Source organism: Halomonas eurihalina, from assembly GCF_008274785.1.
Classification (GTDB): domain Bacteria; phylum Pseudomonadota; class Gammaproteobacteria; order Pseudomonadales; family Halomonadaceae; genus Halomonas; species Halomonas eurihalina.
On sequence record NZ_VTPU01000009.1, the window covers coordinates 103978 to 130106 of the forward strand.

Annotated in this window: 23 protein-coding genes and 2 riboswitches; of the genes, 4 read left to right on the forward strand and 19 right to left on the reverse strand. The window is 68.7% G+C overall.

Going from position 1 to position 26129, the window contains the following annotated elements; all coding sequences use genetic code 11:
* Entirely contained in the window at window positions 1-765 is a 765-nt protein-coding gene (locus tag FZZ93_RS10670; protein WP_149322307.1) for a cobalt-precorrin-6A reductase, read from the forward strand.
* On the opposite strand, the gene cobJ is transcribed toward FZZ93_RS10670, so the two are convergent.
* The 8 genes from cobJ to FZZ93_RS10710 are packed head-to-tail and all read right to left on the reverse strand — an operon-like array spanning window position 741 to window position 12146.
* Complete coding sequence (gene cobJ, locus FZZ93_RS10675) at window positions 741-1538, reverse strand: precorrin-3B C(17)-methyltransferase (RefSeq protein WP_149322308.1); 798 nt, start codon at window positions 1536-1538, stop codon at window positions 741-743. The two genes, FZZ93_RS10670 and cobJ, sit on opposite strands and share 25 nt — an antisense overlap.
* Window positions 1535-2260: a precorrin-2 C(20)-methyltransferase gene (locus FZZ93_RS10680; protein ID WP_149322309.1), complete on the reverse strand. Its 726-nt coding sequence runs from the start codon at window positions 2258-2260 to the stop codon at window positions 1535-1537. Before FZZ93_RS10680 ends, cobJ begins: the two co-directional genes overlap by 4 nt.
* A complete protein-coding gene (locus FZZ93_RS10685; protein ID WP_149322310.1) occupies window positions 2257-2886 on the reverse strand; it encodes a precorrin-8X methylmutase in 630 nt (209 codons plus the stop codon). The genes FZZ93_RS10680 and FZZ93_RS10685 overlap by 4 nt, the downstream gene beginning before the upstream one ends.
* Window positions 2870-4054: a cobalamin biosynthesis protein CobG gene (locus FZZ93_RS10690; protein WP_149322311.1), complete on the reverse strand. Its 1185-nt coding sequence runs from the start codon at window positions 4052-4054 to the stop codon at window positions 2870-2872. Before FZZ93_RS10690 ends, FZZ93_RS10685 begins: the two co-directional genes overlap by 17 nt.
* The gene (gene cobN / locus FZZ93_RS10695) at window positions 4044-7913 is read right to left on the reverse strand and encodes a cobaltochelatase subunit CobN (RefSeq protein WP_149322312.1); all 3870 of its coding nucleotides are present in this window, start codon (window positions 7911-7913) and stop codon (window positions 4044-4046) included. Before cobN ends, FZZ93_RS10690 begins: the two co-directional genes overlap by 11 nt.
* A complete protein-coding gene (gene cobW / locus FZZ93_RS10700; protein WP_149322313.1) occupies window positions 7913-9025 on the reverse strand; it encodes a cobalamin biosynthesis protein CobW in 1113 nt (370 codons plus the stop codon). Before cobW ends, cobN begins: the two co-directional genes overlap by 1 nt.
* On the reverse strand, window positions 9022-10395 hold the full coding sequence (locus FZZ93_RS10705; protein WP_149322314.1) for a cobyrinic acid a,c-diamide synthase CobB: 1374 nt from the start codon (window positions 10393-10395) through the stop codon (window positions 9022-9024). The genes cobW and FZZ93_RS10705 overlap by 4 nt, the downstream gene beginning before the upstream one ends.
* Window positions 10392-12146: an AAA family ATPase gene (locus FZZ93_RS10710; protein WP_149322315.1), complete on the reverse strand. Its 1755-nt coding sequence runs from the start codon at window positions 12144-12146 to the stop codon at window positions 10392-10394. The genes FZZ93_RS10705 and FZZ93_RS10710 overlap by 4 nt, the downstream gene beginning before the upstream one ends.
* A gap of 124 nt (window positions 12147-12270) precedes the next feature.
* Window positions 12271-12478: riboswitch (cobalamin riboswitch) on the reverse strand.
* Between the two features lie 347 nt (window positions 12479-12825).
* On the opposite strand from FZZ93_RS10710, the gene FZZ93_RS10715 reads away from it, so the two are divergent.
* Genes FZZ93_RS10715 through FZZ93_RS10725 form a run of 3 tightly spaced genes read left to right on the forward strand, consistent with a single transcriptional unit; the run spans window position 12826 to window position 15667 of the window.
* Window positions 12826-13842 carry an ABC transporter substrate-binding protein gene (locus tag FZZ93_RS10715; RefSeq protein ID WP_149322316.1) on the forward strand — a complete coding sequence of 339 codons (1017 nt, stop codon included), beginning with the start codon at window positions 12826-12828 and terminating at the stop codon, window positions 13840-13842.
* Window positions 13839-14906: a FecCD family ABC transporter permease gene (locus FZZ93_RS10720; protein WP_149322317.1), complete on the forward strand. Its 1068-nt coding sequence runs from the start codon at window positions 13839-13841 to the stop codon at window positions 14904-14906. The genes FZZ93_RS10715 and FZZ93_RS10720 overlap by 4 nt, the downstream gene beginning before the upstream one ends.
* Window positions 14903-15667: an ABC transporter ATP-binding protein gene (locus FZZ93_RS10725; RefSeq protein WP_149322318.1), complete on the forward strand. Its 765-nt coding sequence runs from the start codon at window positions 14903-14905 to the stop codon at window positions 15665-15667. The genes FZZ93_RS10720 and FZZ93_RS10725 overlap by 4 nt, the downstream gene beginning before the upstream one ends.
* 25 nt (window positions 15668-15692) lie before the next feature.
* On the opposite strand, the gene FZZ93_RS10730 is transcribed toward FZZ93_RS10725, so the two are convergent.
* From FZZ93_RS10730 to cobT, 11 genes are all read right to left on the reverse strand, one after another.
* Complete coding sequence (locus tag FZZ93_RS10730; RefSeq protein WP_149322319.1) at window positions 15693-16460, reverse strand: ABC transporter ATP-binding protein; 768 nt, start codon at window positions 16458-16460, stop codon at window positions 15693-15695.
* Window positions 16460-17455, reverse strand: coding sequence for a FecCD family ABC transporter permease (locus FZZ93_RS10735; protein WP_187774511.1), 996 nt, complete (start codon window positions 17453-17455; stop codon window positions 16460-16462). Before FZZ93_RS10735 ends, FZZ93_RS10730 begins: the two co-directional genes overlap by 1 nt.
* Entirely contained in the window at window positions 17442-18323 is an 882-nt protein-coding gene (locus tag FZZ93_RS10740; protein WP_484103620.1) for a cobalamin-binding protein, read from the reverse strand. The genes FZZ93_RS10735 and FZZ93_RS10740 overlap by 14 nt, the downstream gene beginning before the upstream one ends.
* Window positions 18324-18389: 66 nt before the next feature.
* Window positions 18390-20213 (reverse strand): TonB-dependent receptor domain-containing protein, encoded by a 1824-nt coding sequence (locus FZZ93_RS10745; protein ID WP_149322321.1) that lies wholly within the window; start codon window positions 20211-20213, stop codon window positions 18390-18392.
* 122 nt (window positions 20214-20335) lie between these two features.
* Window positions 20336-20699, reverse strand: a riboswitch (cobalamin riboswitch).
* A gap of 20 nt (window positions 20700-20719) precedes the next feature.
* Window positions 20720-21163 carry a bifunctional adenosylcobinamide kinase/adenosylcobinamide-phosphate guanylyltransferase gene (locus FZZ93_RS10750; RefSeq protein ID WP_149322322.1) on the reverse strand — a complete coding sequence of 148 codons (444 nt, stop codon included), beginning with the start codon at window positions 21161-21163 and terminating at the stop codon, window positions 20720-20722.
* Window positions 21115-21753, reverse strand: coding sequence for a histidine phosphatase family protein (locus FZZ93_RS10755; RefSeq protein ID WP_149322323.1), 639 nt, complete (start codon window positions 21751-21753; stop codon window positions 21115-21117). Before FZZ93_RS10755 ends, FZZ93_RS10750 begins: the two co-directional genes overlap by 49 nt.
* Window positions 21705-22463 (reverse strand): adenosylcobinamide-GDP ribazoletransferase, encoded by a 759-nt coding sequence (gene cobS, locus FZZ93_RS10760; protein WP_149322324.1) that lies wholly within the window; start codon window positions 22461-22463, stop codon window positions 21705-21707. The genes FZZ93_RS10755 and cobS overlap by 49 nt, the downstream gene beginning before the upstream one ends.
* On the reverse strand, window positions 22460-22996 hold the full coding sequence (locus tag FZZ93_RS10765) for a bifunctional adenosylcobinamide kinase/adenosylcobinamide-phosphate guanylyltransferase (RefSeq protein ID WP_149322325.1): 537 nt from the start codon (window positions 22994-22996) through the stop codon (window positions 22460-22462). The genes cobS and FZZ93_RS10765 overlap by 4 nt, the downstream gene beginning before the upstream one ends.
* Window positions 22993-24078 (reverse strand): threonine-phosphate decarboxylase CobD, encoded by a 1086-nt coding sequence (cobD, locus tag FZZ93_RS10770; RefSeq protein ID WP_149322326.1) that lies wholly within the window; start codon window positions 24076-24078, stop codon window positions 22993-22995. The genes FZZ93_RS10765 and cobD overlap by 4 nt, the downstream gene beginning before the upstream one ends.
* Entirely contained in the window at window positions 24075-25082 is a 1008-nt protein-coding gene (gene cbiB / locus FZZ93_RS10775; protein WP_149322327.1) for an adenosylcobinamide-phosphate synthase CbiB, read from the reverse strand. Before cbiB ends, cobD begins: the two co-directional genes overlap by 4 nt.
* Entirely contained in the window at window positions 25045-26103 is a 1059-nt protein-coding gene (gene cobT, locus FZZ93_RS10780) for a nicotinate-nucleotide--dimethylbenzimidazole phosphoribosyltransferase (RefSeq protein ID WP_187774512.1), read from the reverse strand. Before cobT ends, cbiB begins: the two co-directional genes overlap by 38 nt.
* Between the last annotated feature and the right edge of the window lie 26 nt (window positions 26104-26129).

Sequence of the window (26129 nt, forward strand, 5' to 3'; positions counted from 1 at the left end):
ATGAAAGTCCTTATCCTGGGCGGTACCACTGAAGCCAGCGCCCTGGCCAGCGCCCTGGCCGAGCGCGGGATCCCCGCGCTGTTCAGCTACGCCGGCCGCGTCAGCGCGCCCAAGCCGCAGCCGCTGCCCACTCGCGTTGGCGGTTTCGGCGGCGTGGAAGGGCTGGCCGCCTTTCTCGAAGCAGAGCGCATCACCCACCTGGTCGACGCCACTCATCCCTTCGCCGAGCAGATGAGCCGCAACGCCGTGGCTGCCGCCAAGCGGACGGGCACCGCGCTGATCGCCCTGACCCGGCCACCCTGGGAGCCTCAGCATGGCGATTGTGGACAGCCAGGCGATCGCTGGCAGCGGGTCGCCGACATCGAGACGGCAGTGGCGGCGCTCGCCGGCCCACCGCAGCGAGTGCTGCTGGCGATCGGCCGCATGCACCTGGCGGCCTTCGCCGCCCGGCCCGAGCACCACTACGTGCTGCGGCTGGTCGACCGGCCCGATAGCCCGCCGCCCCTGCCGCGCCACACCGTTACCGTCGACCGCGGCCCCTTCACCCGGGAAGGCGACCTGGCACTGCTGCGCGAGCACGGCATCGAACGCCTGGTGTGCAAGAACGCCGGCGGTACGGGGGCGGCAACCAAGCTCGAGGCCGCCCGCGCGCTGGGGATTCCAGTGGTGATGATCGACCGCCCGGCGCTGCCGCCCCGCCGCGAGGCGCATACCATCGACGACGTCCTGGCGTGGATGGATCACGACGCTGACCTCGGCGTATAGACCCACTCACGCCTTGCGCCCGGGATGCATCGCGTCAGGCTCGAGCCCACCATCACCAGGGTGCGCATGTCGACCATCTCGGGCGTCGCCTCACCCAGGGTAGTGACGCGCAGGCGTTCTTCCGGCGTGGAGACGGCCCGGGCGAACATGATCGGGCGCGCATTGCCGCAGGCCTCGCGCAGCACCGTCAGGGCACGCGCGAAGCCCTCCGGCCGCGAGCGGGAGCGCGGGTTGTAGAAGGCCATGGCGAAGTCGGCCTCGGCGGCCAGGCGCAGGCGCTTCTCGATCAACGCCCAGGGCTTGAGGTTGTCGGAGAGGTTGAGACAGCAGAAGTCATGGCCCAGCGGCGCGCCCAGCCGTGCACTGGCGGCCAGCATGGCCGAGACGCCCGGCAGTACCTGGATGTCCAGCGACCGCCACTCGGGGCGCCCCGCTTCCAGCGCCTCGAATACCGCCGCTCCCATGGCGAATACTCCAGGGTCGCCCGAGGAGACGACCGCTACCCGGCGACCCTCGGTGGCCATCTCGAGCGCTTGCTCGGCGCGGCGGATCTCCTCGCGGTTGTCCGAGCCGTGGCGGGTCAGCCCCGGTCGCGGCGTCACCCGCTCGACATAGGGCACATAACCCACCACGTCGGTGGCCTGTTCGAGCACGCCCGACGCCTCGGGGGTGACCATCGCCTCGCTGCCGGGGCCGAGACCGACGATCTTCAGCCACCCGCGCGGAACCCGCTCACGTTCGCCAGGCCGTGACCCGGCTTTTGCTTCGCTCATGGCCGCCTCCCGTTGCCGTGAATCAGCAGGATCGAAAAGTACGGCACGCGGTCGCCCACGTCGCACAGCGGCACGATCCGTTCCTCGGCCATCGCCGCATACTCGATCAACCAGGCCTCGTCCTCGCGCCCGGCGCTCGCCAGGGCGCGGCGCAGCTTGTCCAGGTGGCGGCCGATCTTCATCACCACCAGGGCGTCGGTGCGCGCGATGCGTTCGACCAGCGTCGCCTCCGGCAGGGTCGCCATCAGCACGGTCAGCACATCGTCGCCCCAGGTCACCGGTCGGCCGGTGGCAGTCCAGGCCGCCGACATGCCGGTGATGCCGGGCACCACCGCGACCGGTACCCGCCCCTGCAATCGGGTATAGAGGTGCATGAAGGAGCCGTAGAAGAAGGGATCGCCCTCGCAGAGCACCACCACGTCCTGGCCCGCCTCGGCGATCTCGGCGAGCTGGGCGACCTGGCGCTCGTAGAAGGCCGCCAGCCACTCGTTGTAGCGCGGGTCGTCGAAGGGAATCTCGGTGGTGACCGGATACTCCATCGGCAGCTCGACGGCATCGTCGGCCAGCATGCCCTCGACGATGGTACGGGCGTGACCGGTGCGGCCCTTCTTGCGGAAATAGGCAACATGGCTGGCACCGCGGATCAGCCGATCGGCACGCACGCTCATCAGGTCCTGGCTACCGGGGCCGAGGCCGACCCCGTGGATGGTGCCCCGGCTCATTCGCGACGATCCGCGATGGCGTTGACGGCGGCCACCGTCACCGCACTGCCGCCGAGTCGCCCATCGACGATGGCGCAGGGCGCCGCGGCGCTCTCCCACAATGCCTGCTTGGATTCGGCCGCGCCGACGAATCCCACCGGGCAGCCGATGATGGCCGCCGGGCGCGGGCAGTGCGGGTCTTCCAGCATGTTCAGCAAGTGAAAAAGCGCGGTCGGCGCATTGCCGATCGCCACCACTGCGCCCTCCAGATGGGGTCGCCACAGTTCCAGGGCCGCCGCCGAGCGGGTGTTGGCCATCTCCCGAGCCAGGCCGGGCACTCGCTCGTCGTGCAGCGTGCAGAGAATGGCGTTGTCCGCCGGCAGACGCTGGCGGGTGATGCCCTCGGCGACCATGCGCGCGTCGCACAGGACCGGCGCGCCGCCTTGCAGCGCCGACCGGGCCCGACTCACCACAGCATCGCGGAAGCGGATGTGCGGCGCCAGCGCCACCAGGCCGGCGGCATGGATCATGCGTACGGCCACCGGCTCCTCCTCCGGCGCGAAGCGTGCCAGTTCGGCCTCGCGCCGAATGATGGCAAAGGACTCCCGGTAGATCGACGGTCCATCGGTTTCATAGACGTGAGGCATCATGTTTCCCCAGGTATTCGATAACGTCGGTTTCACCAAGGCCGGTCGCGACCGGCGTGTCGTCGGCCCGCCCGTTCAGGATCAGGTCGAAGTGGCCGTCGCGTCCGCTCAGGCAAGCCTCGGCGGGCCGGCCACGGGCACAACCCTTGGTGCAGCCGGAAATATGTACTCGCCCCGGCCTCCGGCCATCGAGCCGTTCGGCCAGCGCCTGGGCCAACCCGAGGGTCGCCACGCTGGCCTGGGCGCAGTGGGGCGCCCCCGGACAAGCGTCCATGGCCAGCCGTGGGTCGCGCTCATCGACGATCAGCCCCTCGGCCGGCTCGGCGTCATCACCTGCGCCTTCCAGCAGCAGGCGCCGCCAGGGGCTGACACGGATACCGGTAACGCTATCGGTGAGCGCGGCACGCAGCACCGAGGCCGGCGTGCGGCCGAAAGGCAGCCCGACCACTCGGCCGAGGGAGTGCTCACCCAGCGCGAGGCCCGTATCGTCTTCGACGGTCTCGGCGGGGGCCGTCGTGGGCGGCGCCCAGGCGGGCAACGGCGCGTCGAAGCGCTGCATGCGCCCGGCTCCGAGGCCACCAGCGTCGACGAACCACCAGGCCAGACGCCTCATCAGCGCGACGGCGGTTGCGACGTCGTCGACCGGCGTGCCCAGCTCGCGGCCATCGGCCCTCACCAGCAGTCCACCATCGGCCGAGCGCTCGAGGCGCAGGTCGGCGGAGGCTTCGGTCAGCACCGGCGATGTACCGGCGTCGACGGCCAGCCCCCACTTGTCGGGCAAGGTCGGCCAGGCGTCGAAGCGCTCAACAAGAGGGCTCGCCGCCCGATGAATGGCGTCGCCGTCGCGCCAGTCCGGGGCAAGCAGCAATGCCGGGCGGCGCTCGGCCTCGGCGTCCGGGGCCACCAGGTCGTGCTCGAGCAGAAACGTCATCAACGCGGGCCAGCCAGCCTCGGTGACGCCGCGCAACTGCAGGTTGGCACGGCGGGTCAGCTCGATCAGCCCGCTGCCGAAGGTCTCGGCGGCGTCACACAATGCCAGCGACTGGTCGCGCCTGAGCCGGCCCATCTCGGGGCGCACGCGCACCAGCAGGCCGTCGCCGGTGGCCATGGGCCGCCAGGCTCCGGGGCACCAGCCTCGGACGCGGGGCTCGGCTGGCCTAGCCACCATGGGGCAGGCCCTCCCGGCGCTCGTCGAACTCGAGCAGCAGGTCCTGCAGCGCCTCGCCACGCTCGCCGGCCTCCTGCCACAGGCCGCGCTGGACCGCTTCCAGCAGTCGCTCGGCCATCTCCTCCAGCGCCGCGCCGTTGTGCTCGCGCAGGAAGCGCTGGTTGGTGTCGTCCAGCACCAGGGCATCGGTCACCTGGGCATACTGGTAGTCGGCCACCAGGTCGGTGGTGGCGTCGTAGGCAAACAACGCGTCCACGGTGGCGGCCATCTCGAAGGCGCCCTTGTAGCCGTGCTCGCGCATGGCCTCGATCCACTTGGGATTGAGCACCCGGGAACGGATCACTCGGGCAAGCTCTTCCTTCAGGGTGCGGATCCGTGGCCGCGCCGGGTTGGCGTGGTCGGCGTGGTAGATGGCCGGCGCCCGGCCGCCCAGCGCGCGACCGGCATTGGCCATGCCACCCTGGAAGGCGTAGTAGGTACTGGAGTCGAGGATGTCGTGCTCGCGATTGTCCTGGTTGTGCATCACCGCTTGCAGCCCCTCGAGCTGGCGTTCGAAGGCGCGGCGCGCCTCGGTGCCGGACGCCGGGAACTGGCCGTAGGCGTAGGCGCCGGCCGAGAGGTAGGCCTCGGCCAGTTCATCGGCATTCTCCCAGGCCCGCGACTCGACCAGCCGCTCCACTCCGGTGCCGTACTCGCCGGGCCGGCTGCCGAATATCCGGTAGGCGGCCTCGCGGTCTGCCTCGTCGGGCGACAGGCCCGACGCCTCGAGCTCGCCGCGACGCGCTTCGACCGCCGTGCGGATGGTGTTGCCGTCGCCCGGCTCCTGATAGGCCGCCACTGCCCGCACCGCGGTATCGAACAGCCGGATGACATGGGGAAAGGCATCGCGGAAGAAGCCGGACACCCGCAGGGTGACATCCACCCGGGGGCGCCCGAGCAGCATGCCGGAGATCACCTCGACGTCGACCACTCGCTGCGAGCCGAATGACCAGATCGGCCGCACGCCCATCAGGGCCATGGCCTGGGCAATGTCGTCGCCGCCGGTGCGCATGGTGGCGGTGCCCCAGATCGAAAGCCCCAGGCGGCGCGGGTAATCGCCGTGCTCCTGCAGATAGCGCTCGATGAATGCCTGGGCCGAGGCCTCGCCCAGCGACCAGGCGGCGGGCGACGGGACGCTCCGGTTGTCGACACTGAAGAAGTTGCGCCCGGTGGGCAGCACGTCGAGCCGACCACGGCTGGGGGCACCGCTGGGCCCGGGAGGCACGAAGCGCCCTTCGAGCCCATCGAGCAGCGCGCCGATTTCCCGCTCGGCACCGTCTTGCATGTCGGCCCAGAGCCCGTCGCGGGCATGGCGGCACAGCACGGCAGTGGCCGGGTAGTCACGGGCCAGCTCATCCGAGTCGCCCGGCTCGAGCACATGATCGGCCACCAGCCGCTCGGCGAGCTGCTCGAGCCGCTCGTGGGTGTCGGCAGCGCTGCGCCAGGGGGCATCGCTCAACTCGGCCAGCGCCGCCGGCCTCGAGCCCCGCCAGGGTTCGGCCCCGGCCGCCAGTGGATCGAAGCTAGTGCCTTGGTCATCCGACTCGCACAGCCCCAGGTCATCCGCCAGGGCATGCAGCAGGCCGCGCTGGGTCGGTGCCTGCCCGCGTGGCAACCTCAGGATGGCGACCAGGGTCGCCGCCCGCTTGGCCGGCGGCGGCAAGGTCCCCAGCACGTGCAGGCCATGACGAATCTGGGCTTCCTTGATATCGCACAGATAGGTGTCGAGCTCGTTGAGCAGGCTTTCGTCGTCCGCGGCGACCTCGTCACCCACCGCCTGGCTCAGTTCCCGGTCGATGCCGGTGTCGCGCAGGTGCTCGAGGATGCGCTCGCGCAGCAGGGCTTCGCGCCGCGGATCCATGCCCAGCGCCTGATAATACTCGTCGGTCAGGGACTCCAGCTCGGCCATGGCGCCGTACAGCTCGGCCCGTGCCAGCGGCGGCATCAGGTGGTCGATGATCACCGCCTGGCTGCGGCGCTTGGCCTGGGCGCCCTCGCCCGGGTCGTTGACGATGAACGGATAGAAGTGCGGCAGCGGCCCCAGGGCGATGTCCGGCCAGCACTCGGCAGACAGCGCGGTACTCTTGCCGGGCAGCCATTCCAGGTTGCCGTGCTTGCCGACGTGGATCACCGCATCCACCCGGTAGTGCTCGCGCAGCCAGTAATAGAACGCCAGGTAGCTGTGGGGCGGCACCAACTCGGTATCGTGATAGCTCCGGGTCGGATCGGCGGCCGGGCCGTCGTCGATGTCACGCGACGGCTGGATGCCGACGAAGGTCTCGCCCAGCCGGATGCCGGCGATCAGCAGCCGCCCCTGGCGATGCTTGGGATCCTGCTCGGGCGCGCCCCAGCGCCGCCAGACCGCCTCCTGAAGCGTGATCGGCAAGGTGCGGAACCAGGCCAGGTAGTCGTCGACGCCAAGGCTCTGCCAGCTGCCTCGCCAGGCCAGCGACTGCGGGTCGTTGGTCACGCTGCCCTGAAGGCGGCGTATCAGTTCGTCGCCGTCTGCGGGCAGGTCGACGAGCGGGTAGCCGGCCGCCTCGAGCGCGCGCAGCAGGTTGAGCGTCGAGGCCGGGGTGTCCAGGCCGACGCCGTTGCCGATGCGGCCGTCGCGTGTGGGATAGTTGGCCAGCACCAACGCCAGGCGCTTGTCGGCGTTGGGCGTGTGGCGCAGCCGTGCGTAGCGCCAGGCCAGCTCGGCGACGAAGGCGGCACGCTCGGGGTGCAGCCGATGGCGGACCACCGACAGCTGGCAGCGCTCGCTGTAATGGGCCTCGGCCTTGAAGCCCACCGCCCGGGTGATGACACGCCCGTCCATTTCCGGCAGCACCACCTGCATGGCCACGTCGCGGCTGTGCAGGCCCGCCGCCTTGTCGCGCCAGTCCTCCTCGGTGCTGCTGGCGAGCATGGCCTGCAGCACGACCGGCCGGCCGACGAAGAGACTTTCCATGCCCGCGTCGAGCGCGCCATCCGAGACATCGGCGTCGTCCGGTGCGCGATTGACGGAAAAGCCGGTGGTATTGACCACCAGGGCCGCGCCGGTTCGCTCGATCAGTCGATTGACGAAGGCAATGCAGGCCTCGTCCTTCAACGAGGCCACCGCCACCGCCAGCGGTTCGAGCCCACGGGCACGCAGCGCCTCGACCAGGCCGTCCAGCACGGCGGTGTTGGCGCCCTGCAGGTGGCTGCGGTAGAACAGCACCAGGCAGACCGGGCGTGCGGGATCGCGCCGGGCCTCCCAGTCCGCCAGGCTCGCCTCCGACTGTCCCGGCAGATGGATCAGCGCCGCGGGAATCGCCCTGGGCTCGCGCCACGCGAGCGGTGTCTGTTCCAGACATTCCGTGGCGACGAAGCGCAGCAGTTGCTCGGCGTTGTCGGCGCCGCCTTCCCTCAGGTAGCGCCATACCCGGCTCGCCACGTCGAACGGCACGCTGGAGGCCTGAAGCAGGGTGTCGTCCGGAGCGTCGCAGCCCGGCACCAGGATCAGTTGGCGCTCGCTGTCCGACGCTGCCCAGGCCTGCAGGCGCTCGAAGCCATACCGCCAGTAGGCGCTGCCGCCGAGCAACGAGACGATTACCAGGCGCGCGTGCTCCAGCACACGGTCCTCGTAGAGATCGTAGGCGGCGGGCTTGACCAGGTTCATCCAGTTGGCGAGCCGCAGCGTCGGAATGCTCTCTCCCAGCCGTTCGGCCGCCAGGGCCAACGCCGACAGACTGCTGTCGGCGGCCGACAGGATCACGACCTCGGCGGGGTCCTGCTGCAGATCGACGATGCCCTCGTCGTCGACGAAGCCCCCGGGCTTGGCGGCGAACAGGTGCATCAGGCGGGCGTCGCGGTCTCGGCACCGGCCAGGGCCGCCTGCAAGGCCTCGCGGTCCAGCGCCCGGCCGATGATCACCAGCTCGGTGTGGCGCGGTTCACCCGCTGCCCACAGCCGGTCGTAGTAGCCGTCGAGACGTTCGCCGACAGCCTGGATCACCCGCCGCATGGGCTTGCCGGGAATCGCCGCGAAGCCCTTGGCGCGATAGATCTCGTGGGCCTTCAGGAGCTCGCCCAGGCGTACCTCCAGCGCCTCGCCATCGACCTCGCCCAGGCGAATCACATGGCCGTCGAAATGATCGTGGGCGTGGTCGTGATGGGCGCCCTCGGCGTGGTGGCGGTCGTGGTGGTTGTCGATGCGATCGATGCCCGCCTCGCTGGCCGCGCCGATACCCATCAGGGCCTCGAGGCGGGCCGGATCGTCGGCCAGGCTCGGATCGATGAACAGCGCCTTGACGGCGGTGGGAACCTTGTCGGCCACCAGCGCCTCGACACGCTTGCGCTCGTCCGCCGAGAGCAGGTCGCTCTTGCTGACCAGCACCAGGTCGGCGGCGCTCAATTGATCGTCCAGCAGCTCGCGCAGGCTGGGGTCATGGTCCAGGCTGTCGTCGGCGCGACGCTGGGCCTCGACCTGGTCGACATCGCTGGCATAACGGCCGGCGGCCACCGCCGGGCCATCGACCACGGTGATGATGGCATCGACGGTGCAGTGCTGGCGCACCTCGGGCCAGTTGAAGGCCTGGACCAGCGGCTTGGGCAGCGCCAGGCCGCTGGTCTCGATCAGGATGTGGTCGATGTCGTCGCGGCGGGCCACCAGCTTCTTCATCACCGGCAGGAACTCCTCCTCCACGGTGCAGCAGATGCAGCCATTGGCCAGCTCGAAGATGCCGCCGTCCTCATCGAGAGCACGCGCCTCTTTCTCTTCGGCACCTTCCTCGCAGCCAAGAGCACAGCCGCGCAGCAGGCTGGAATCGATATCCTGCTCGCCGAACTCGTTGACGATAACGGCGATGCGCTTGCCGGTGATCTGGCGCAGGATACCGGCCAGCAGGGTCGTCTTGCCGCTACCCAGGAAACCGGTCACCACCGTGGCGGGAATCTTGTTCAGGTTCATCCTTGGCATTCCTTTATCGAATCGGCCTCGACCGCGCCCGCCCCGAATAGGCGGGCCACGGCGGCGGGGTTGTCGGGGAAGAACAGGTGCAGATAGGTGGCCGTCAGGCGCCGTGCCCGATAGATCGCCTCGCCCGGCGCGGAGTGACGCTGACGCTGCCCGTGAGCGATGGGCTCGGGTGTGCCACTGGCCTGGGAGCGATGATGGGCGTGACCGCGCACCGGCCCTTCCGGCAGGCCGGCGGTCTGCATGCCCTGGCAGCCACGCCGGCCTCGCATGGCGCCATGTCCGGGCAGCAGGCCCAGCATGGCGTGGGTCTGCTCGTCGGTGTCCGTCAGGCTCTCCAGGCAATAGAGCAGGCCACCGCACTCGGCCAGTATCGGCAGGTCCGCGGCGAAGGCCCGCAGGATGTCGTCGCGCATGGTGACGTTCTCCGCCAGGCCGGCAGCGTGAAGCTCGGGATAACCGCCTGGCAGCCAGAGGGCATCGCAGGGGGGCAGGTGGGCATCGGTCAGCGGCGAGAAGCTGCGCAGCGTCGCGCCCATGCGCTCGAGTAAATCCAGGTTGGCCTGATAGATGAAGCTGAAGGCGGCGTCGCGCGCCACGGCGATGGTACGGCCGGCCAGCCACGCCGGCGGCACGGCGGCCTCGGTGGGCGCAGGGGTGAAGGCCACCGGCGCCATGCCCAGCAGGGCCTCGGCCAGCCCCTCGGCCTCGAGCGCTTCGGCGCCGGCCTCGAAGCGTGCCTCCAGGTCATCGCGAATCTCCTCGGCCTGAACCAGCCCCAGGTGGCGTTCGGGCAAGGCCAGGGCCGGATCGCGAGGCACCGCCGCCAGCAACGGCACGCTTTCAGGCAAGGCCGCCTCGATCAGTTCGCGATGTCGCGCCGAGCCACAGGCGTTGGCGATCAGCCCGGCGATGCGAATGTCGTCGCGAAAGCCTGCCAGGCCGGCCACCAGGGCCGCTGCCGTCTGGGCCATGCCCTTGACGTCCATGACGATGACCATCGGCAGGCCGAACAGCGAAGCGAGGTCGGCGCTGGAGGGCTCGCCGTCGAACAGCCCCATGGCGCCCTCCACCAGGATCAGGTCGGCCTGGCGAGCCGCCTCGTACAGACGCCTTCGGCAGTAGGCCTCGCCGGCCATCCACAGGTCAAGCGAGTCGACCGGCTGGCCCGAAGCCTGGGCCAGCACCCGGGGATCCAGGTAGTCCGGGCCGGTCTTGAAGACCCGCACCACCTTGCTCCGGCGGCGCAGCATCCGCGCCAGGGCAGCGGTCACCGTGGTCTTGCCCTGGCCCGAGGCCGGCGCGGCGACGAATACCGCCGGGCAGGTCGCGCTCGCCTCGCTCAGCGTCTCGTGCCCGCTCATGTCGCCTCCGGACCGGCCAGCGGCCGGTAGACCGCGCCCAACTGGTGGGCGATATCCCGGCCCCGCCCCCGCTTTACGGCGGCGGCCTCGGTGTCGACGACGACGCAATCGCCGAGCGACGGCAAGCCGCGTAGCGGCTGGCGGGTACGGCCGTCGGTGATCAAGTAGGTGCGCACCTTGAGACCGGCATCCTGACATCGCCACTGGCGAATCAGCCGCACCGCCCGCTGAACGGCCTCGCGCAGCGGCGTACCGCCACCGCCGGGCGTGGCGTCGAGCCGCTCGAGCAGGTCCCTGGGCGAGCGACGCCGGGGAAGAATGGTGGCGATGCCGTCATTGCCGAACCCCAGCACCGCGATCTGCTCGCGGGCGGCATAGGCCTGGCGCACCAGGCCGTCGACCATGCCCTTGGCCCGGCCCAGCAGGCGTTGGCCGAGGGTGGAGGCGGAAGTGTCCAGCAGAACGAGGTGCAGCATCGTCTGGCCGGCGCGCGGACGCTGATAGCACAGGCGCTGCCAGGGCCACCGCCCGCGGTTCTCGACCAGGGTGGCGAACCAGTCCGGGCGGGGCGTGAGGTGGTCGTATCGAGAGCGCCGAGTGCGGCCCCGGCCCGCCTGAGCGCCGGGCTGTCGGCTCGCGGCCGGTGCCGAGGGCGCGCCGGCCATGGGCGCCGCGGCGGTGGTTTCCGGCCACGACGGCAGCGCTGCGCCGACGCTCGGCTGCGTCACCGGCGGCATGGCCCCCCACTGCCCCTGAGGGGCCGGGTCGGCCTCCTGGCCATGAGAAGTGGAGCCGGCACCCGGCGCGTTTCCACTCTCTCCATCTCCACTCTCTCCATCGCCGGACGGCGGCGTACCGCCCTGCTCGGGAGGCGTCTCGGGCTCGGTGGTGCGGCGATGGGCCAGCACCCAGGGCTCGACGGCGTCCAGATCCTCACGGCCAACCCGGTTCTCGCCCCGCCAGGCAGCGTGGGCCCGGGCCGCGCGGTGCCAGGTAACGTCGGCCCGCAGCCCCTCTACTCCGGCGGCCCGGCTGTGCGTGGCGATGTGCTCGTAGACCCAGGGTTCGACCGAGATCTCGGACAGCCGCTTGCGGGCCTCGACCAGACGCCGTGTCAGCGTCACCTGCTCGGCCTCGTGCGCCGCGGCAAAGGCTCGGGGGTCGCGGTCGAAGGCTTCGCACTGTCGCACGATGGCCACTCGCTCCGTCACGTCGGCCGCCACCTGCTGCTCGACGCAGAGGCCGAAACGATCAAGCAACTGGGGCCGCAGTTCGCCCTCGTCTGGATTCATGGTGCCGATCAGACCGAAATCCGCCGGGTGGGAATGGCTGATACCGTCACGCTCGACAAGATTGACGCCGCTGGCCGCCACGTCGAGCAGCAGGTCCACCAGCGAATCCGGCAGCAGGTTGACCTCATCGACGTACAGCAGGCCGCCGTGGGCCCTGGCCAGCAATCCCGGTTGGAAGCGCGTCTCACCCTCGGCCAGCACCCGTTGCAGATCCAGGCTGCCGGTCAGGCGCTCCTCGCTGGCACCCAGCGGCAAGGTGACCAGCGGCGGTCGACGGCCTTCGGCGTCGTCCGGCAGGATCGCCGCCAGCGCTCTGGCCAGGGTCGACTTGGCACTGCCCTTGGGGCCGCTGATCAGCACGCCACCGATGCGGGGATCGATGACGTTGAGCAACAGCGCGGTCTTGAGCGCCTGTTGGCCGACGACGGCGACGAAGGGGTACGCGGTCTCGTCGGTCATGTCGCCGCGATCCGCCGGGAGCGGACGGACGCAAGACAGGCACCACGGCGGACGCCCCGCCGGGATGGGAAATCGGAAATCGCAGGCATGTTGAATCCTCTCGGTGCCCACCGCACCGCCTTGGGATGACACGAAACGACGGGCCGGTCTCCGGGCTCGAAGGGGGCGTGTGCCAAAGCCTCACGCCTGACCTGCACCTTCCCGGCGGATGCCAGTGGTCTTCGCAGGTCGCTCTTCATTACCGTTGCGGGGGCAGCGATGGAATCGGCCGGGGCCTCACCATACTTCCCGATTATCCCCTAGTGTCAGGGGCACCCATCTTCGAATGAAGCATCGTAAAGTAACTGGTGTGACCGGCGCAAACGTCGACAAAAAGTCTCGCCTCGCCCGACGCTTCGAATCGCGCTTTCTCCGTCGGCAAGGTCGTATTCTCGGCCGGTGGCGGTCGTCATGGAACGATATGGGGACGACCATGGCCCTGCCGCGAGGGCTCATTTCCGGCAGCGATGGGCTTGCCATCCTTTAAAGTTATGATATAACATAACACAAAATTCCCGAACGCAAAACTCGGAATACAGGCGGTGGAAATCGGAGCAGAGGACGTGGAGAATGCAGCGAATTTCTCGACACTCCCGGGTGTCATCCAGCAGTTCCATACCTAACATCCGGACATAGGCGCATGAATTCCGTTCGCAAGGCACTGGCAACATTATCGCTCATCCCCGCCTCATTCGCCGTGGGTGATACCACAGAATATCCGCTGTCGATCACCAATTGCGGCCAAGAAATACCGTTCTCTTCCGCACCAAAACGCGCCGTCACCATTGGTCAGTCGGCCACCGAAATTCTCTATGCACTGGGGGTCGGCGACCGGCTCGAAGGCACATCGGTATGGTTCAATCCAGTGCTGCCGGAATTCCAGGAAATCAATGCGGGTGTCGAGCGTATCGCCGACAATGATCCCAGCTTCGAGGCCGTGGTTAACAAGCACCCCGATCTGGTTGCCGCCCAGTATGAATGGCATGTCGGCCCCACCGGCAGCGTGGCGACACGCGACCAGTTCCACGACCTGGGCATCGCCACCTATATCATGCCCGCCGATTGCGATACCAAGGAGAATGCGACCGGAGGAGATGGCACTCGAACCGCCGCCTTTTCCATCGATTCGATCTACAAGGGCATCACCGAACTGGCCACCATATTCGATGTAAAAGATGCTGGAAAAAGCCTGGTCACCGAGCTGGAATCACGTGAACAAAATGCCATCACTGAGGCTAAAAAGCTCGATCTTCCAGATGATCTTTCGGCGGTATTCTGGTTCTCGTCTCCCGATGGTTCAGCCGATCCCTATGTTGCCGGCCGGCTCGGCGCGCCGGGCTACATGATGGACAAGCTAGGTATCCGCAACGTGATCCAGTCCGATGAGGAATGGCCCGTCGTCGGCTGGGAATCGATCGCCCGTTCCGATCCCGACATCATCGTGGTGGCGCGCATGGATCGGCGCCGCTATGCGGCCGACAGTGTCGAGACCAAGCTGGAGTTTCTTCACCATGATCCCGTGGCCCGCGAAATGTCGGCGGTGAAGAACGACCGCATCATCGAGATGGATGCTCACGCGATGAGCGCCACGATGCGCACGATCTTCGGTCTCGAGACACTGGTCGATGCCCTGTCGACCCTGTCCTTCGAACGATGATACCAACCGTGGCAAGCGCCGCACCCGCGCGCTCGGGATGGCACTGGATATGGCTGACGCCGCTGGCGCTGTTCGTCGCGATAATGGCTGGCACTGCCATCGGCGAAACGTCGATCCCCATGGACACCATCCTCAAGGTACTGGCCAACCGGTTCGGGGGAATGTCATTCGCCGTCGACCGGATCGAGGCCGGCATCATCTGGGATTACCGGCTCAGCCGCGCGATTCTCGCGGCTTGCTGCGGTACCGGGCTGGCCCTTGCTGGCGTTGTTCTCCAGGCTCTGCTGCGCAACCCGCTCGCCGATCCCTTCCTGATGGGAATCTCCGCCGGTGCCTCGACCGGCGCCGTCACGGTCACCATTGCCGGTGTCGGCAGCGGCGTTTTGACGCTGTCGCTCGGGGCCTTCGCCGGCGCCGGCCTGGCCTTTGGCCTGGTCGTGGCTCTCTCCCATGCCGCCGGCAGCGGTACCGGCGGCGGTCGTGGCACCCAGGCGGCCGGGGCCATCATCCTCGCCGGCATTGCCGGATCTCAGCTCTTCAATGCCCTCACGGCCTTCATCATTGCCAAGTCGGCGAGTGCCGAGCAGGCCCGCGGCATCATGTTCTGGCTGATGGGCAACCTTTCCGGCGTGCGCTGGGAAGATGTCTTCCTGGGGTTGCCCGCCGCCTTGACGGGCCTGGTGATCTGCCTCTGGCACCGACGCGCACTGGATGCCTTTACCTTCGGCACCGACAGCGCCGCCTCGCTCGGCATTCCCGTGCGCCGGGTGCGAGGCGTGCTGATCGCTGCCATGGCGCTGGTGACCGCCGTGATGGTCTCCATGGTCGGCGCCATCGGCTTCGTGGGCCTGGTGATTCCCCACGCCATGCGTTTCCTCGTCGGCAGCCGCCACACCCGCCTGGTGCCGGCCTCGGCACTGGCGGGCGCGATCTTCCTGATCGCTTCGGACATCCTCTCGCGCACCCTGGTGCCGGGGCAGGTGCTGCCGATCGGCGTGGTCACGGCATTGATCGGGGCGCCGGCATTCGCCTTGATTCTGATTCGCGGAGCGAAGAGACGATGAGACTGACCGCCGAACACATCGACTGGAAGGTTCACGGGCACAGGCTACTGGACGACGTCAGCCTCACGGTGGAATCCGGCGAGACCTTCGGCCTGATCGGCCCCAATGGCTCCGGCAAGACCACCCTGCTGCGCATGCTTGCCGGACTGCGCAAGCCGAAGGCCGGTCGCGTGCTGGTCGACGGCCAGCCCATGAGCGCAATGCGGCGACCCGACATCGCCCGTGCCATCGCCTTCGTCGAGCAACAGGCGGACACCCTCGATCGGCTCGTGGCACGCGAGGCGGTCGCCCTGGGCCGGACGCCCTTTCTCTCCCCGTTGCGGCCATGGTCCGAGCAGGATGATGCCATCGTCTCCCGTGCCCTCGAGGATGTCGGCATGCGTCACCTGGAGAATCGCCTCTGGCATACGCTGTCCGGCGGCGAACGCCAGCGCGTGCACATCGCGCGGGCCCTGGCTCAGCAACCTCGCGCCCTGCTGCTCGACGAGCCCACCAACCACCTGGACGTGCGCCACCAGTTATCGATCCTGCAACTGGTCAAGCAACTACCGATCACGGTGGTCCTCGCCCTGCACGACCTCGGCCAAGCCATGGATTGCGACCGCATCGGCGTGATGGAAGGCGGACGCCTGATCGATATCGGCCCGCCCCGGCAGGTGCTGACCCTGGATCGACTGCGACATACCTTCAGTGTGCATGCCGACCTCATCGACGATCCGCAGGATGGTCGCACCATCCTGCGCTTTCGCCACGCGCTGTAGCTCTCCCACGGGTCCGGCCCCTCCCTTACCGCACGGGCACGAAGACCGGCGCGCCGTCGACGTCCACGGTGGTCAGGGCTTGATTATAGAGCCGTTCCAGGGCCTCGGGCACCAGCATGTCGCGAGCCGCCCCCCAGCAGGCCTCGCCATCGGGATACAGCAACAGCAGATGGCTGCACCAGCGCGCCGCCAGGTTGAGGTCATGCAGGCACATCACCACGCCGCATCCCTGCCGTGCCTGCTGCTCGAGCAACGCCATGGTCGCCACCTGATGGTGGAGATCGAGATGATTGGTCGGCTCATCGACGAGCCACCAGCACGGCGCCTGGGTCAGGACCGTGGCCAGGCTGACCCTCTGGCGTTCGCCGCCGGAGAGGCTCGACACCAGCCGGTCTTCCAGGTGCTCGAGTTCGAGATGCCGGAGCGCTTCCCGGGCTCGCGCGATATCCGTCTCCCCCTCCCGTTGCCAGGGCGACAGATAGGGATGCCGGCCGATCAACGCGGTTTCCAGCACGCTGGCGGGAAACTCATCGTGGCGTTCCTGGAACACCACGCCCAGCCGCCTGGCCACCTCCCGACGACGCCAGCGCGACAGCGCCCTCCCTTCGAGATGTACCTCCCCGCCGCGCGGCACCCTCAGGCCCGCCAGGGTATGCAGCAAGGTGGTCTTGCCGGCCCCATTGGGGCCCAGCACGCCCCATCGCTCGCCCGGCGCCATGCGCAGGTCGAGGGGACGCCCCGAGGCACGCCCCGGCACATCGACAATCAAGCCATGCGCTTCGAGGCTCGTCATCAGCGACTCCGATAGAGCAGGTAGAGAAAGCTCGGTACGCCCAGCAACGCAGTGATCACGCCCACCGGCAATTGCTGCGGCGCGATCAGGGTGCGTGCCAGAGTATCGGCGAGCGTCAGCAGGGTGCCGCCGGCCAGCAGGCTGGCCGGCAGGATCAGCCGTTGGTCGTTGCCCAGTTGCAGGCGCAGCATGTGCGGCACCATCAACCCCACGAAGCCGATGCTGCCGGCGGTGGTCACCGCCACGGCGGTGAGCAGGCTGGCGACCAGATACAGCGTCCACTCCAGGGGACGCACCGCCACGCCGAGGGCGGCGGCCTGCATCCCGCCTCGCGCCAGCACATTGAGGGTACGCCCCAGCGGCGCCATCACCACCAGGCTGAGCGCGGCCACGCCCAGCACCAGCCAGGGCGAGCCCGCATAGCTCAGGTCTCCCATCAGCCAGTAGAGCATGCCGGGCAACTGCTCGACCGGACTCACCGCCAGCAGAAAGCTGATCAGGGCACTCCAGCCGGCCGCCATCACTACGCCGGTGAGCAGCATGCGGGTCGGCGTCCAGCTCCCCGTGCCATGCGCCAGGCCGAAGACGATCAGCGTCGAAGCCAGGGCGCCGCCGAAGGCCGCCCCGGCGACCAGCCCCCCCCCCAGGCCGGCCAGCATGGCCAGCAGGGCACTCACCGAGGCGCCGCCGGAGAGTCCCAGCACATAGGGATCGGCCAGGGGGTTGCGCAGCAGCACCTGCATCAAGGCGCCGGCCAGGGCCAGCAGCGCGCCGGTACCGAAGGCCGCCAACGCCCGGGGAAGCCGCAGGTCGAGGACCAGGGTGCGATGCAGCGATTCGCCACCGCCCCCGAGCACGGCGAGCAGTGCGTCCGGCGACAGCGACACGCTGCCCAGCGCCAGGGCCAGCCCCTGTGACAGGAGTGCCGCCAGCGCCAGCAGCACCAGCGGCCAGGTACCCGTCGGTATCCCGCGCCGGGTTTCAGCGTCGCTCACGTACCACCTCCAGGTGATGGCAGATCTGGCGGGTTCCCTCCAGCAGCCTGGGGGTCGCGCGCTGCACCAGGTCCGGATTGACGAAGAAGAGGTTGTCGCGACGTACCGCCGTCATGTCCGGAAAATCGCGCCAGGCCTCGAGCCAGGTGGAATCGGCCTTGCCCATCCCGCCGGTGATGATCGCTTCCGGGTCTCGAGCCAGTACCGCCTCAACGCCGATGCGCGGCACCAGCGACGACTGCTCGGCGAAGAGATTGACGCCTCCGCACAATGCCAGCGTCTGACTGATCCAGTGCTCGCCGTTGATCGTCATCAGCGGTGATTCCCAGATCTGATAGAAGACATCGACCGGTGCGCTGTCGGCATGGCGTGCCCGCAGTTCAGCCACTTCCCCGCGCAGATGCTCGGCAGCCTCGTGCCCCTCGGCCTCGCTGCCGGCAAGCGCGGCGAGGCGCTCCAGGCTTGACGCGATGGCGTCGAAGTCGGCGGCATCGGAGAAGAACACCGGCGCACCGAGTTCCGGCAACCGCTCGAGCTGTTGCTCGGGATTGCCACCGGCCCAGGCCACCACCAGATCCGGCGACAAGGCCAGCAGCGCCTCGAGATCGAGGCGATCGTAGCTGCCCACCCGCGGCAGGTCGGCGGCCTCGGGAGGATAGTCGCTGAAGCTGACCGCCCCCACCAGCCGATCACCGGCACCCGCCGCGTAGAGCAGTTCGGTAACACCGGGCGAGAGCGCCACGATGCGCTCGGCCGGCGCCGGCAGGCAAACCTCGCGGCCCATATCATCGGTGACGCAGGGCACCGCCCACACGGGGCCGGCGAGTGCCAGCAGCCCGATGCCATACAGCAGGTATTTCAAGCGCACCTCGTCTCTTCGAACATGCGGACCAAGCTATCGGCAAGCCGCCGCTGGGCGTTTTGTCAGCTTCCCTTACTGTGCGCCGAAGCTCACGCTCAGAAAGGCCGCCCTTCCGGCGTCAATGTAATCGCGGCCCAGATAATCCCGGGCGGTGGCGTACTCGCGATCGAAGACGTTCTCCAGCGTCAGGCGTGCCGACCATTGCGGCGCGAAGCGCCAGCCGGCCCGCAGGTTGACGATGCCGTAACCGGACAGCCGCTGGTCATTGTCGGCGTCGCTGTAACGATGATCCTGGGCGATGACGGAACCGCCCAGCGTCCAGTCGCCCAGTTCGCGGTCGGCGTCGAAGCGCAGGCTCTTCGTGGCCTGACGCGCCAGCTGATTGCCGGTTTCGCGATCCTCGGGATCGGTATAGGTCAGGGCGGCACGCAGGCTCCAGTCCAGCACTTCCGCGCCGGTGGAGAGCTCTACGCCGCGAATGCGCGCTTCGTCGACGTTGTAGGGTGCGCTGACGCCATCGAAGACGGCATTGGCGATCATGTCCTCGATATCGGTCTGGTAGAGCGCCAGGTCCCAGAAGCCGCGTGCGAACTGGCCACGCAGGCCGAGCTCGACGGTTTCGGATGTCTCCGGATCGAGGTCGGGGTTGCCGTACCCGGGATAATAGAGTTCGTTGAAGGTCGGCGCGCGGAAGGCCGTGCCATAACTGGCGCGCAGGGTGTGATGGTCATCCAGTGCATAACCCAGTGCCAGGTTGCCGGTGACTTCTTCATCGAAGGCGTCGTTGTCGTCGTAGCGCAGGCCGGCCTGGACGGTCAGCGGTGAGAAATCGAGCAGCGCCTGGCTGAAGACGGCGACGTTGTCGCGGCTATCCTCATCGTAGGCAGTGGTGCTCGAGACCTCGTCGCGGCTGGCCTCGGCACCGGCGATCCACTCATGCGGCCCGACAGCCACGGTGTTCTCCCAGCGAGCGGTACGCGTACGGGTATCGAAGATGGAATCGCCGAAGCTTTCATGACTCTCGGCTTCGTCGCGCGCTTCGCTCAGCGTCAGTTGGCTGCGCCAGTCGTCGGTGACGGGCAGTTCGCCATAGACGCCGGCCACCTGCTGCACGAAGTTGGTGTCGCCACCGACGAACTCGGTATTGCCCCGGGCGCGCAAGGCCAGCAGGCCGACTTCCGCGCCTCCATCGAAGGTATGCGAAAGCCGCGCGAAACCGGTGGTGTTGTCGTAGCCCTTGTCGCCCTCGCCTTCGGTGATCTCGGCGCCATCGGTGCCGAAATGACTGGCCGAGACGGCATAGCGGGTGCCATCGGCGCCGCCGGTCAAGCTCGCGGCCACGCGTCGACTACCATGCGAGCCGCCGCCCAGGGTGACGCTGGGCTCGGGATCGCCAAGCTCGCCCTCCGGCGTGAACAGCTGAACCACGCCACCCACCGCATCGGCGCCATAGAGGGTACTTCGCGGGCCGCGAACCACTTCGACGCGCTCGAACATGCGCGGGTCGAGAAACTGCCAGGCAGGGCCGCCCACCGTCGCCGAACGCAGGCGGATGCCGTCGATCATCATCAGCGTCGATTCGCTGCCGGCACCACGCAGGTAGACACTGCTGTTCTTGCCGAAGCTGCCGTTGGAGGAAACATCCACGCCGGGCTGGGCGCGCAACACATCGGTGATGTCGGTGGGATCCTGGCGGCGCAGCGTCGCCTCGTCGATGACCGAGACAGAGGACAGCGATTGGCTGGCCGTGCGCGGCGCCAGGGTGGCGGTTACCACCATCGGGTCGAGCTGTTGCTCGGTATCGGCGTCGGTGTCGTTCGGGGCGGCGTTGGCCAGCGGCGTGGCGCCCAGGCAGAGGGAAGCCAGGCCCCAGCGGAAATAGCGAGAAGTCGTCATGATATTCGTCCCGGAGCCACACGCACCCGTGCGGCATGAACCCTTGAATGGTCGGACACGGGGCGGGTCGGGACACGGCATCTAGCGGTTGGCGGGCCCTGCCCATGGACCGCCCACCGCGTCCAGGCATGCGTTCCCAGGCCGGTCTCCGGGCTGACGAGCAAGCATTGATGCTTGGGCTGTGTCCGAAGAGTCGACGTGCAATGGTTAGACAAGGCAAAAATCCGTGAGATAGCGGAATTTACGCAAGGGTAAATGAGCATCTCGAGCTGATTTTTAACGCCGTATAACCGAGCGCAGACACGTTTCGGACATTGCCCAGGGTCGCCGCCTTCCCATGTCGGGCACAGTGGCTTATGGCGAACCCTCGACTCGATCACCGTTGCGGGGGCAGCGTCGGACTGGCTCCAGCCGGAGCGCACCGACTTCCCGTTTCATCCTGGCCCATCTGCGCGGGCCTCGGACACCTGAGAGTGCGCGTAAGCTAGCAACCGAACGTGGGGGCGTCAACGCGCCGAGCGGGCGGCACTGCGTCGTTTCAGGCAACTCGCCAGGCCATGACGCAGGTACCACACCTCATCGGCACGCGCCGCGGCGTCCTGGGCGAGCCAGCCGGCCAGATCGCGCAGACGCCGATCCCGCGGCTCGAGGGGCACGATGCCCCGCCCCATTTCGGGCAGGATCAGCACCCATTCGATGTCATGCGCAGCCTCGGCCTGGTAGAGCGCCTCGAGCCGCTCGCCGAACCGGGCCCGCAGCCGGTCGTCATCGCTCTCCGCCGCCAGGGCGGTCTCCAGCCAATGGCGCCAGCCGGTGATCACCCGCGTCCGCCCCGCCGGGCGCTCCTCGCGCCAGGGCTCTTCCTCGGCCGTCGACCAGACCGCCTCGGGAAAGCGCGAGGCTACGAGGTCGCGCTTGCCGGCGTGGGCACCGCCGATGAACAACTGCATTGCCATTCTCCTTCGCTGTACGCCAGCGACCAGCAACGCCCTTCGGCCTGGCCGACGCTGCCCTCCCAGAAATCGACGGTCTCGAAGCGCCGCCGCAGTTCGCGAATCACCCCGCCATGGGCCACCGCCAGTATCCGCCGGTGCCGCTCCGCCTCGGCCGTTGCCAGCGCCTCCGCCAGCCAGGCGGAGAGACGCTCGCGCATCGCCGCGGCGGACTCGCCGTCCGGGGGCGCCGACTCCCCCTGACTGTCGATCCAGGCACGGTAGCCGGCGAGGTCCTTGAGCTCGTCATAGGTGCGACCCTCGTAGGCACCGAAATCGAGCTCGCGCAACCGCGCATCGAAGCCCGGTACCGGCCACGTCCGCCCTTCGGACAGGTGGGCGAGTGTCTGCCGGCAGCGTGTCAGGTCGCTGGCGTAGACGGCGTCGAAGTCCTGATCCGCCAGATGGTGACGCAGGCGATCCATGGCCGGTACGGCATCCGGCATCAGCAACGGAATGTCGCGCCGGCCCTGGTAGCGGCGCTGCCGGTTCCAGGCCGTCAGACCATGACGTACGACCACCAGCTCCAGGCGATCAACAGCAACCATAATTCCCCTCCCTCGATGGCGGCGCCGACGATGTCGCCGTTGATGCCGCCGAAACTCCGGCGCATCGCGCCGCCATAGATCACGATGAACACGGCCATGGCCACGGCCAGCCAGATGCCTCCCGGCACCCAGGCCAGCACCGCGACGACCGGCAACGCCGCCAGCCATGCCTCGCGATGTCCGAGACTCCTCTGCCAGGCATGCGCCAGGCCTTCGTCGCGCGCCGCCGGCACGCCCACCAGCAGGGCGACGGCCCCCCAGCGCGCCAGGGCCGGAATCGCCACCAATGCCCAGAGGCTCGCGCCCTCGTCGAGCAGTACCCAGAGCAGCATGCCCTTCCAGGCCAGGTGAAGCACCAGGGCCAGTACCGCAAAGCTTCCGACGTGGGGGTCCTTCATGATCGCCCAGCGCCGTTCGCCGGACGACTGGCAGCCCAGGGCATCGGCCAGATCCATCAGGCCATCCAGGTGCAGGCCGCCGCTCAGCGCTACCCACCCGCTGAGCAGGGCCAGGGCGACGAGCGGCGCCGGCCAGGCATCGCGCAGCGCCATGCCGAGCAGCGCGAGCAGCACGCCGATCACGAGCCCCACCAGGGGATAACTGCGCGCCGCCCAGCGCCGGGTCGCCGGGGTCCATGGGCAGACAACCGGCACCGGCAAGCGGGTCAGGAACTGGAGCGCCAGCAACGCTCCATAGCCTGCGTCCTTCATCCGTCGCCTCCCTTCCAGTCGATGGCCTGCCCCGCCACCACCTCGATGACCCGGTCGGCTTCCCGGGCCAGGTCCCGGTGCAGCGCCTGCAGGAAGGCCAGGTAGCGACGGGCCACGGCATGCCGTGGCGGCACGTCTTCGTTGAGATCGTTGGACACCACCACCAGATCGAGGGCCCGACGTCTTGCCTCACCCAGCGTGCGCGCCAGCATCGCGCGCCCCTCCGACGCGTCCAATCCGGCCTCGAACATGGCCTGGCTGGCCCATAGGGTCAGACAGTCGAGCAGCACTGCGCTGCCCGGCGTCACCCGTTCGAGCGCACCGGGCAAATCCAGCGGCGCCTCGAGGGTGATCCAGCCCTCGCCACGCTCGCGTCGGTGGCGGTCGATGCGTCGTGCCATCTCGGCATCCCCGGCACGCGCCGTGGCCAGGTAATAGCAGGCGACACCACGGGCGCCTGACGTCACGCGAACCCGCTGCTCGGCCACTGCACTCTTGCCCGAACGGGCACCTCCGGAGACGAAGGTGATCATCGCCGCCCCCGCCAGTCGGCCAGGGCGTCGAGCAGCCGGGCGTTGTCGTCTTCCTCCCGGAGGGCCAGGCGCAACCAGCGCCCTTCCAGCCCCGGGAAGTTGTGCGTGTGGCGCGCCAGGATACCGCGCCGCAGCAGAAACTCGAACATGGCATCGGTGCCCGCCCCGCCATGCAGCAGGAAGAAGTTGGCATGCGTCTGCGGCACCGTGAAACCCAGCGCCCGAACATCCTCCGGGACCCGGCGCTGTCCGGCCAGCCAGCGCCGGGTGGCAGCGAGATAGTCGACATCATCGAGCAGCGGCTCGACCAGGGCCTCGGCCAGCGCACTGACGCTCCAGGGGGCTCGCCATCCGCGCAGACGATCCAGCATGTCGGGCGCGGCCAGCAGATAGCCGAGTCGCAGGCCAGGCACGTCGAACCACTTGGTCATCGAGCGCAGCAACCACAGGTTGTCGTACTCGGCCAGCAGCGGCGTCAGCCGGGCATCGCCATCGACGAAGTCGACGAAGGCTTCATCCACGACCAGCGTCGTTCGCGTCTCGCGACCGCGTGCCAGCAGGCGCTCGACCCGCTCGCGGGCGATCAGGCTCCCCGTGGGATTGTTCGGGCGACACAGGAAGAGCACTTCGGCATCCGCCATCGCCGCCTCCAGTTCGGCGATATCCGGCTCGAAATCCGCGCCGCGCGAGATCAGCGTTCGCACGTCCAGCCCGTGCCGCCGACACGCCATGGCGTACTCGCCGAAGGTCGGCGCCACGATCAGCGCCCGCCCACCGGCATGTGCGGCGGCGGCGAGTTCGATCGCCTCGATGCCGCCATGGGTCACCATGACCCGCTCGGGCGACACGTCCTCGTGCCTGGCGATGGCCCGGCGGGCCTGCGCGCCATCGGGATCCGGATAGCGCGTGAGGCTATCGACCGCCCCGGCTAGCCAGTCGCCGAGCCAGGCGGGAGGCCCCAGGGGGTTGAGATTGGCGCTGAAGTCCACCACCGGATGATCGGCCGGCAATCCGAAGCGTGCCAGCAAGGGCGCGATACGGCCGCCATGCGCCGGCCAGGCGTTATCTGCCGCGTTCTTCATGCCAGCAGCCCCCGCGCCATCACCAGCGCCGCCATCATGACCAGAAACATCGCCCATCCCCCGTGCATCAAGTGCAGGGCGCGCCCGATATGCCCGGCATTCAGGCCTTCCCGTGGCGTGCCCAGGGTCGCCCGGTGCGATACCCTGCCTGCATAGTGATTGATTCCCCCGAGCCGAACCCCCAGCAGGTTGGCTGCCATGGCCTCGGGCCAACCTCCATTGGGGCTCGGGTGGCGCGGTGCCTCATGCCAGGTGGCGGACAGGGCACCACGCCGCCGATAGCCGGGCAACCACCAGGTTGCGACCCACATCGCCAAGGCGGTCAGGCGTGCCGGAATCCAGTTGGCCATGTCGTCGAGACGCGCTGCCGCGCGCCCGAAATCCTGATAGCGCGGACTCCGATGACCGACCATCGAGTCCAGGGTGTTGACCGCCTTGTAGGCCAGCGCCAGCGGCGCGCCACCGAGCAGGGCGAAGAACAGTGGCGCGGTGATGCCATCGACGGTGTTCTCGGCCACGCTTTCCACTGCGCCCCGGGCGATCTCGGGCTCACCGAGCGAGGCGGTGTCGCGACCGACGATCATGCCCAGCGCCTGGCGTGCCTGACACGACTCGCCCCGCATCAGCGGCCGGGCTACGGCGCGGGCGGCCTCGTCGAGCCCCCGGGCGGCCAGGGTCGTGGCGAGCAGATACAGCTCCACCCCGCCGGCCAGCCAGGGATTCACCGACGCCAGTACGTGCAACAGCCCCCAGGCCAGCCCCCAGGTGCCGATCACCACCAGCAGCACGAGCCAGACGCCACGTCGGCGCCGCGCCCTGGGTGAGCCATGGTTCCAGGTGCGTTCCAGCCAGGCGATCACTCGACCGATCCCGACCACCGGATGAGGCAGCCACCGAGGGTCGCCCATCAGCAAGTCGAGCAACGCCGCCACCGCCACCAGGCCGAGCAGTGCCGGGGAAAATGGCTCAAACAGGGTCATGGTGCCTTCCCGTTCCAGCGTCATTGACGCCGGCTCCCTCGAAGGTCGCCATCTCCGCCAGCATGGCCGTGGCCGCCTCCAGCAGGGGAAAAGCCAGGGCGGCGCCGGAGCCCTCGCCCAGGCAGAGATCGAGATCCAGCAAGGGATCGGCCGACAGCGCTGCCAGGGCATGCGCGTGCCCCGGCTCCCGGGAACGGTGACCGAAGATCAGGCAGGAACGTACCCTCGGTTCCAAACGACAGGCGACCAGGGCCGCGACAGTGGCGATGAAACCATCCACCAACGCCGGCATGCGCTTCGCGGCCGCCTCGAGGTAGGCGCCGACCATGGCGGCGATTTCCAGCCCGCCCAGCTTGGCGAGCACGTCCAGTGGGTCATCGGGATCCGCTGCCCGAGCCACCAGCGCCGCCTCGATGACGTCTCGCTTGTGGACCAGCGCCGCCTGCGTCACGCCGGTCCCCTCGCCCACTAGATCCGCCACCGGCACGCCGCACAAGACCGCCAGCATGGCGCTGCTGGCGGTGGTGTTGGCGATGCCCATTTCGCCGACGATCAGGCAACGGCAATCGGCCGCCAGGGCACGCTCGGTGGCCCGACGACCCACGGCGATGGCCGCCTCGGCCTCGTCGCGGGACATGGCATCCTCGCGTCGCAGATTGCCGGTGGCCCGGCGAACCTTGTCGTGCACGATGCCCGCCGACGGCAACTCGCCCGCCACCCCGACATCGATCACCTCAAGGCGTGCACCGAGACGTCGCGCGAAGACATTGATCGCCGCGCCGCCCGTCACGAAGTTGGCCACCATCTGGGCCGTCACCGACGGCGGAAATGCCGATACGCCTTCGGCGGCCACGCCGTGGTCGGCGGCGAACACCACGATCCCCGGCGGGGTGACCGTGGGAAATTCCTCCCCGGTGATGCCGGCCAGGGATACCGCCAGGGCCTCCAGTCGTCCCAGACTGCCCGGCGGCTTGGTGAGGGTGTCGAGATAGCGCGCGGCACGCGCGGCGCAGACCTCGTCGAAGGCGGGGATCGGATCGTTCATGGCGTGGCTCCGGCAGGTCACGAGAG